Source organism: Streptomyces phytophilus (assembly GCF_013870535.1).
Lineage (GTDB): Bacteria > Actinomycetota > Actinomycetes > Streptomycetales > Streptomycetaceae > Streptomyces > Streptomyces phytophilus.
The window spans coordinates 1-1,038 of record NZ_JACBXC010001716.1; the positions used below are offsets into that span (position 1 = coordinate 1).

A 1,038-nucleotide genomic window follows, 5' to 3' on the forward strand; every position below is an offset into this window, starting at 1 on the left:
TCGTTCCTGGCCGCCGGGCTCGCGGCCGGTGCGTGCAGCTACATACTGGGCCAGCCGGACCTGCTGCGGGTGGGGCTGCTGCTGGCCGCGCTGCCGCTGGTGTGCGCGGCCGTGCTGCACCGCACGCGCTACCGCGTCGGCGGCAGCCGCAAGCTGTCGCCCGCCCGGGTGCCCGCGGGCTCCGAGGCGCGGGTGCACCTGCGGCTGGAGAACGTCTCGCGGCTGCCGACCGGCCTGCTGATGCTCCAGGACCGGCTCCCGTACGTGCTGGGCCCCCGGCCCCGCTTCGTGCTGGACCGGGTGGAGCCGGGCGGCAAGCGCGAGGTGACCTACCGGGTCCGCTCCGACCTGCGCGGGCGCTACCCGCTGGGCCCGCTGCAGCTGCGGCTCTCGGACCCGTTCGGCATGTGCGAGATGACCCGCTCCTTCAGCGCGTACGACACGCTGACCGTCGTGCCGCGCACCGAGGCGCTGGCCCCGGTCCGGCTGGCCGGCGAGGCTTCCGGCTACGGCGACGGGCGGCACCGCACCCTCGCGCTGGCCGGCGAGGACGACGTCATCCCGCGCGGCTACCGGCACGGCGACGACCTGCGGCGGGTGCACTGGCGCTCCACCGCGAAGTACGGCGAGCTGATGGTCCGCCGCGAGGAGCAGCCGCAGCGCGCGGGCTGCACGGTGCTGTTGGACACCCGGCGCGACGCCTACACCGGCTCCGGCCCCGACTCGCCCTTCGAGTGGGCCGTCTCCGGCGCCGCCTCCGTCGCGCTGCACATGCTGGAGCGCGGCTACACGGTGCGGCTGCTGACCGACGGCGGCGAGCTGGGGACCGGCGTCGACGGGGCGCTGAACTACCGCGGCGGCGAGTCCGCCGACGCGGCGGGGGTGCTCCTGGACACCCTCGCGGTCATCGACCACTCCGAGCAGGACACGGTCTCGGCCGCGTACGACGTGCTGCGCGGCGGGCACGAAGGGCTGCTCGTGGCGTTCTTCGGCGATCTGGACGAGGAGCAGGCCGCGCTCGCCGCGCGGATGCGGCAG

General features: G+C 75.8%; 1 protein-coding gene. It reads left to right on the forward strand.

The annotated features are described in order from the left end of the window. Positions 1-1,038: DUF58 domain-containing protein (locus tag H5J30_RS35470; RefSeq protein WP_181791898.1), on the forward strand; the 1,038-nt coding region annotated here is incomplete at both ends.